Source organism: Siminovitchia jepli, assembly GCF_047228825.1.
Classification (GTDB): domain Bacteria; phylum Bacillota; class Bacilli; order Bacillales; family Bacillaceae_C; genus Siminovitchia.
The window spans coordinates 1-7,227 of sequence record NZ_JBFEGN010000125.1 but is presented as its reverse complement, the minus strand read 5'-3'; the positions used below and the strand labels follow the sequence as shown (position 1 = coordinate 7,227).

Annotated in this window: 6 protein-coding genes; 5 read left to right on the top strand and 1 reads right to left on the bottom strand. The window is 39.9% G+C overall.

Annotation, left to right across the window (positions count from 1 at the left end):
* From AB1L08_RS20830 to AB1L08_RS20810, 5 genes are all read left to right on the top strand, one after another.
* On the top strand, nucleotides 1-299 hold a 299-nt coding region (locus AB1L08_RS20830; protein WP_413066531.1), incomplete at its 5' end, for a restriction endonuclease subunit S.
* 1 nt (nucleotide 300) lies between these two features.
* Nucleotides 301-762 carry a TFIIB-type zinc ribbon-containing protein gene (locus AB1L08_RS20825; RefSeq protein WP_074097862.1) on the top strand — a complete coding sequence of 154 codons (462 nt, stop codon included), beginning with the start codon at nucleotides 301-303 and terminating at the stop codon, nucleotides 760-762.
* Complete coding sequence (locus AB1L08_RS20820; RefSeq protein ID WP_198963675.1) at nucleotides 749-1,534, top strand: hypothetical protein; 786 nt, start codon at nucleotides 749-751, stop codon at nucleotides 1,532-1,534. Before AB1L08_RS20825 ends, AB1L08_RS20820 begins: the two co-directional genes overlap by 14 nt.
* 20 nt (nucleotides 1,535-1,554) lie before the next feature.
* Nucleotides 1,555-4,527: a type I restriction endonuclease subunit R gene (locus AB1L08_RS20815; protein WP_216545888.1), complete on the top strand. Its 2,973-nt coding sequence runs from the start codon at nucleotides 1,555-1,557 to the stop codon at nucleotides 4,525-4,527.
* 25 nt (nucleotides 4,528-4,552) lie between these two features.
* On the top strand, nucleotides 4,553-5,452 hold the full coding sequence (locus AB1L08_RS20810; protein ID WP_009052922.1) for a GIY-YIG nuclease family protein: 900 nt from the start codon (nucleotides 4,553-4,555) through the stop codon (nucleotides 5,450-5,452).
* 202 nt (nucleotides 5,453-5,654) lie between these two features.
* On the opposite strand, the gene rlmD is transcribed toward AB1L08_RS20810, so the two are convergent.
* Nucleotides 5,655-7,034 carry a 23S rRNA (uracil(1939)-C(5))-methyltransferase RlmD gene (gene rlmD / locus AB1L08_RS20805; protein ID WP_413066532.1) on the bottom strand — a complete coding sequence of 460 codons (1,380 nt, stop codon included), beginning with the start codon at nucleotides 7,032-7,034 and terminating at the stop codon, nucleotides 5,655-5,657.
* Nucleotides 7,035-7,227: the final 193 nt, after the last annotated feature.

The window sequence follows — 7,227 nt, the reverse complement described above, 5'->3', positions numbered from 1 at the left end:
CCGTGTTCCAAATAAATCTAAATAAAGCATATATAAAATCCCCATCTAAAAACAGGTGGGGATTATTTGACGCTTACAAAACAACTCTATTAGATAAAGGAATTTTATCAATCAAACAGCAAGTTACTCGTTTAGAGGAATATCGTACCCGCCTTATTTCCGATGTGGTAACGGGAAAAGTCGATGTACGTGATATCGAAATACCTGAATATGAAGCCGACTCTGATGAAACTATCGACGATGAAATTGATGATAATCTCGTCTTAGATGAAGAAGACGGAGAAATGGAGGTGGAATAACATGAGCGACGATTTTCATATGGAAATATCTATACCAGCAGATAACGATGGATATATACTTTTGCAATGCCCCAACTGTGGTACTTTCTTCAAAGCTACTCCTTCTGATATTGAGGACGATGGCGTACTTGAACTTTTTTGTCCAAGTTGTGGCCTTGTAGGAGAAGACTACATTACAGAGGATGTATTAGAGTTGGCTATGGCAATGGCGCAAAACAAGGCGATGGACATGATCCACGAAGAATTTAAAAAAATGGAGCGTCAATTTAGGAAAGGACCTGTTACTTTTAAGGCTGGAAAACGTCCCAAGCATGAGCCTGAAAATCCAATTCGTTCTGGCATTGAAGCTCTAGAAATCGTATCATTTCCGTGTTGCAAGCGCACTGCCAAAGTAAAGCCTATTCTAAGTATGACCGGGTGCTACTGCCCGTTTTGTGGGGTGAAAAATTATGAAGTTGAATAGAGCAGACTTAAGAAAAATCATGTATGATTTCAACAGTATTTCTAGTCGTCTTCTACAAGCTGATTTCAACGACTATACAAATGTGCTATCAAAATTTATTGCATTTATTAAAAATACACCTATTATTATTGATTACATTATAGCTTGTGGAGTTTGTGATCAAGACTTGAAACAAGAGTTTGACGAAGTTAGTCGTTCTTACGGAAGATGTATTTTTTCTCTTGGAGATACAGATGAAGAAGAGATTCGAAATGTCTTTGCAATCTTAAACTATATTGCTGAAAATAACATCGAAATACATCTAGGCGTTGCCTTTGGATATTCGTCTTCAAAAAAATATCAAGACAAAATCAAAGGATTCAACGACCGAGTTGTTATGGTATTAATTCACCATATAGAAAGATACTTAACCAAGATAGGAATTGATATGGGAGTTGATGAAAAAATTATTTATTCAATTACAGTACAAAATGGACAAGTCAATATTGCCAACGACAATGCTTCCATTTCAGCAACCAATACAGTGGGCATTGATACTACCCAACTTGAAAAGTTGATACAAGCAGTGAGAAAAACTGCTGATGGTTTATCAAACGAAGATGCTGAAATTTTGAATAGCAATTTAGAAGTTATAGAAGAAGAAATAAAATCTGAAAACCCTAGAAAAGGTTTTATAAAAACTGCAGTTTCCGGATTGAAAATGCTAAAAGGAACCGCTGAGTTTGCTGCGGCAATTACGGCGCTAATTCAATTTATTAATCCATTGTTATAACAAGAACGGAGGTGGAATAAATGACTGCTACTAATACACGAGAAAGTGGTCTGGAATCTTTGATTGTAGATTGGCTTGTAAATCAAAACGGTTATGAGCAAGGAAGCAATGCTGACTATAACCGAGACTATGCTATTGATGAAACACGTCTATTCCGTTTTCTTTCAGCAACGCAGCCGGATGAAATGGAAAAGCTCGGTGTATTTAAAAGCGACTTAAAAAAGGCTCAGTTTCTAAACCGACTGCGTGGTGAAATAGCAAAACGCGGAATTATTGATGTACTTCGTAATGGAATTAAGGTTTATCCTGCCGACCTGGTTATGTTTTATCTTACACCAAGTGAGAAGAACATAAAAGCAAAAGCGCTATTTGAGCAAAATATTTTCAGCGTTACACGACAACTCCAATATTCAAAGGATGCGACTCGTCTTGCCCTTGATCTGTGCATTTTTATCAATGGCTTGCCGGTTATAACATGCGAGCTTAAAAATCAACTTACAAAGCAGAATGTTGATGATGCAGTATATCAATATAAAACCGATCGTGATCCAAAGGAACTGCTTTTCCAATTTAAACGCTGTATGGTTCATTTTGCAGTAGATGATGCAAGGGTCAAGTTCTGTACTAAGCTTGATGGTAAAGCTTCCTGGTTCTTGCCATTTGACAAAGGGTACAATGATGGGGCCGGCAACCCTCCAAATCCTTCTGGTATAATGACAGATTATTTATGGAAGGACATCCTTGAAAAGTATATGCTTGCACATATAATCGAAAATTACGCTCAAGTTGTTGAAAAAGTAGACCAGGAAACAAAAAAGAAAACATATACACAAATTTTCCCACGTTACCATCAACTGTCTGCTGTTGAAAGTCTCCTCGCAGATGTACGACATAATGGTGTTGGCCAAAGATACTTAATTCAACATAGTGCTGGTAGTGGAAAATCAAATTCTATTGCATGGCTGGCTCATCAACTCGTAGGGCTCGAAAAGAATGGAAAAGCCATCATTGACTCTGTGGTAGTTGTTACAGACCGTGTAATACTTGATAAACAAATTCGAGATACGATAAAACAATTTATGCAGGTTTCTAGCACTGTAGCATGGGCAGAACACTCTGATGATTTAAGGAAAGCAATCAATGGCGGTAAGAAGATTATAATAACTACTGTACATAAGTTCCCTATTATTCTTGATAGTATAGGTTCAGAACACAAAGGGCGTTCTTTTGCCATAATTATTGACGAGGCCCATTCATCACAGAGCGGTAACATGTCGGCTAAGATGAATATTGTATTATCAGGTGAAGTTACTGGAGAAGAGGAAGATTTTGAAGATAAAATCAACCGTCTTATGGAAGGGCGCAAAATGCTGAAGAACGCTAGCTATTTTGCATTTACCGCTACTCCGAAAAACAAAACCCTTGAAATGTTTGGTATCCCATACCAAGACGGAGATGAAATTAAACATCGTCCGTTCCATGTATATACAATGAAGCAAGCAATTCAAGAAGGTTTTATTTTAGATGTACTTAAATACTATACCCCTGTTGACAGTTATTACAGACTTGCTAAAACCATTGAAGATGATCCTTTATTTGACAAGAAAAAAGCACAAAAGAAACTCCGTCAATTTGTAGAAAGCAATAAATTTGCCATATCACAAAAAGCAGAAATCATGGTGAACCACTTTCATGATCAGGTTATTTCAAAAGGAAAAATCGGAGGAAAAGCGCGAGCTATGGTGGTTACGAGTAGTATAGAGCGCTGTATAGAATACTATTACGCAATTAATAAATGCCTTGCTGACAGGCGTAGTCCTTATAAAGCTATTATTGCTTTTTCTGGGGAAAAAGAATATGGTGGTAAAACTTTAACCTCTGCAGCAATTAATGGCTTCCCAGATAATACAATTGAGAAGGTGTTCCGTAAGGATCCATATCGATTTCTTATAGTGGCTGATATGTTCCAAACGGGTTATGATGAACCACTACTCCATACAATGTACGTTGACAAAATGCTATCTGATATAAAGGCGGTTCAGACTCTATCTCGACTGAACCGCTCTCATCCACAGAAACATGATACTTTTGTACTTGATTTTGCAAATAAAACAGAGACCATTGAAGCAGCATTCTCAAAATATTATCGGACAACTATTCTGTCTAATGAAACTGATCCGAACAAGCTTTATGATCTCATAGCAATTATGGAATCCCATCAAGTATACGAAAGTGGGCATGTTGATTCGCTTGTTGAACTGTACTTAAATGGTGCAGAACGTGATAGGTTAGATCCTATCCTCGATGCATGTACTGCTATTTACAAAGAGCTTGATGACGAAGGGAAAATTGAATTCAAAAGTGCAGCAAAAGCATTTGTTCGAACATACGGCTTTCTTGGAGCTATTCTTCCTTACGGTAATGCAGAATGGGAAAAGCTATCAATATTTTTAAATTTATTAATACCTAAACTTCCTTCTCCCAAAGAAGATGATTTATCTCAAGGGATACTAGATTCAATTGATTTAGATAGTTACCGAGTGGAAGCTCGTGATTCTATGTCTCTTGTATTAGATGATGCTGACGCTGAGATTGGCCCTGTACCTGCTGGTCGTGTAGGTGGCATAGTGGAGCCAGAAATGGATTTGCTTTCTAGCATTCTTTCATCATTTAATGACTTGTTCGGCAATATAGACTGGAACGATGCTGATAATGTTCGCCGCCAAATTCTAGAAATACCAGGAATGGTTACAAAAGACGAGCGCTATATTAACGCAATGAAAAATTCAGACAAGCAAAATGCGCGTATGGAAAGTGAACGTGCCCTTCAGTCGGTTATATTTAGTATAATGGCGGATAATATGGAGTTATTTAAGCAGTTTAATGATAATCCTTCGTTTAAGAAATGGCTGTCGGATCTTGTTTTCAATTTAACGTATAACCCTGAAGGAAAGCCATTTGAAACTCCTTACAATGATTCAAATAACAAATAAGCTGTTACGAGAGAGGTAAAGGATTATGGCTAAACGAGGAAAAAGTATAAATTTGTTTTTAATGGATGGCACACCAAATGGGAGAATAAAGTGTACTCTTGCTAATTGGACAGGCGTGGCTTACAAAATACCTCGAACAGAACTAGATAAGTGCAAGGGACGCGAAGATTTATCACAGAGCGGTGTTTACTTCTTATTTGGCACTTCCGATCAAACAGACGACAATATGGTTTATATTGGTCAAGCTGGAGTACGAAAAAATGGAGAGGGTCTTCTCTGTCGGTTGATAGAACATAAGCGAAATCCTGATAAAGATTATTGGACAGAGGCTGTTGTATTCACTACGTCCAATAACTCCTTTGGTCCCACAGAGATAAGTTATCTTGAGAACCGCTTTTGTGGACTTGCAGTAGAGGCAAACCGGTATGTGGTTAAGAATGGAAACGACCCTACTCCAGGAAATATAACCGAGGAAAAAGAAAGTGAGCTTGAAGAGTTCATTGATTACGCTAAGATTATAATGGGCGCTCTTGGACACAAATTATTCGAACCACTAACAGATAAACCAAAAGCAGCTATCACTGTAGAATCTCCCGAAGAAGAATTGCTTCTCTTTATGAAGCGAAAAAGTCGTAAGAGTGGACAAGTAATTGAGGCAAGCTGTAAGCAAACAAACGAGGGCTTTGTCGTCTTACAAGGCAGTCGTATAGAAACTATAGATTCTGATAGCATTCCACCTGGAATTAAAGAACGCAGACAAAAAGCCAAAATAGATGAAAATGGAATACTTCAAGAAAACATCTTATTTCGTAGCCCATCATATGCTGCTGCCTTTGTCATTGGGGGGCACGTAAATGGACTGGTAGAATGGAAAACGAAAGACGGGGTATCATTGAAAGAAATAGAAAACAGTGAAGAAAATTAAGCGGAAATTTACATCCATCCTGTCTCCTCAACCCTGTTAATATATCTAACCTATCAACTCAACCCTATCACTTTCAAGGCAGTTGATATGTTACCGCAAACAATAAAAATAAGGGTTTTCTGACATTATTTCTTCCGGCAAAGTAACCGTGAGAAAAACCTAATGTCTGGAAACCCTTTATTTATCAGTATTTTTAGTAGAGCTACTTCTCAACCCTTGACATCAAGACAACACACTCAACGTGCACCGTATGCGGAAACATGTCCACGGGTTGCACTTCCATTGTCTTGTAGCCGTCATCTTCGAGTATACGCAGATCCCGCGCGAGCGTTGCCGGGTTGCACGAAACGTACACCACTTTCTTAGGTTTCATGTCAATGATCGTCTTCAACAATGTTTCGTCGCAGCCTTTTCTGGGCGGGTCGACGACGAGGACGTCGGCCTTCACGCCTTCTTTATACCATTTCGGAATGACACTCTCTGCTTCCCCTACCGCAAATTCGACGTTGTGAATACCGTTCAACTCTGCGTTCCGCCTGGCATCTTCTATCGCTTCCGGTACAATCTCGACGCCGTATACTTTTTTCGCTTTTTGTGCCAGGAACAGTGAAATGGTTCCGATACCGCAGTAGGCGTCGATGACGGTTTCTTGCCCGGTAAGCTGGGCATATTCGAGCGCCTTATCATACAGCACCTTCGTTTGCTCAGGGTTGACCTGGTAAAAAGAGCGGGCTGAAATCGCAAATCGGATATTTCCAATGTAATCGTAAATGAATTCATCGCCCCAAAGGATGTTGGTTTGCTCGCCAAAGATGACGTTTGTCCGCTTTGTATTAACGTTATGGACGATGGATTTTACACCGGGAATGGCATTAACGATCGTCTTTACCAATTTTTTCCGGTTTGGGATATCAGACGTTTTCGTAATCAATACGACCATGATGTGGCCTGTTACTTTGCCGCTTCGCACCATAATGTGCCGGAGCGTTCCTTTATGTGTATTCTCATCGTACGCCCTCAGTCCAAATTCACTGCAAACCGTCTTCAACTTTTGGAGAACGGCATCATTTTCTTCCATTTGGATAAGGCATGCTTCCATGTCGATGATTTCATGTGTGCGCTGCTTATAAAATCCGCCGACAAGGCCGCCTTCGCGCTCACCGATCGGAACTTGCGCCTTGTTCCTGTATCGCCACGGGTTGTCCATGCCCAAAACAGGGTGAACCGGCACATCATCAAGCTTTCCAATCCGCTGCAGGATTTCCCGCACTTGTTTTTCTTTTGCCAAAAGCTGTCCTTGATAGCTCATGTGCTGCAGCTGGCAGCCGCCGCATTCTTCGTAAATGGGGCAAGCAGGCGCTACCCGGGACTCGCTCTTTTCCAGAAGTTCGATCAGACGTCCAAATCCGTATCCTTTATTTAATTTGGTTACTTGGATGGTCGCTTTTTCACCCGGGAGTACACCGGCTACAAACAACGGATAACCGTCTATTTTTGCCACGCCTTTACCTTCATGGGTCAAGTCTTCAACATAAACGTTGCAATACTCATTTTTTCGAATGTCTGGATGTTTGTTCACGATTTACGCCCTCTTCTTTGCAGTTTGCTGATAAGATTGTAACACATATCGCTGCAGAAATAGAAAGGGACAGCGCTTAAACGGTGCCTTACACATCTGCCTGCTTAATGAATATGATGAATCACAGACCACCCGTTCAACGGGTGGTTTGACTCAGCCCTGTAAGGGCATGTTACTGGCAACGCCTTAAAGGCGT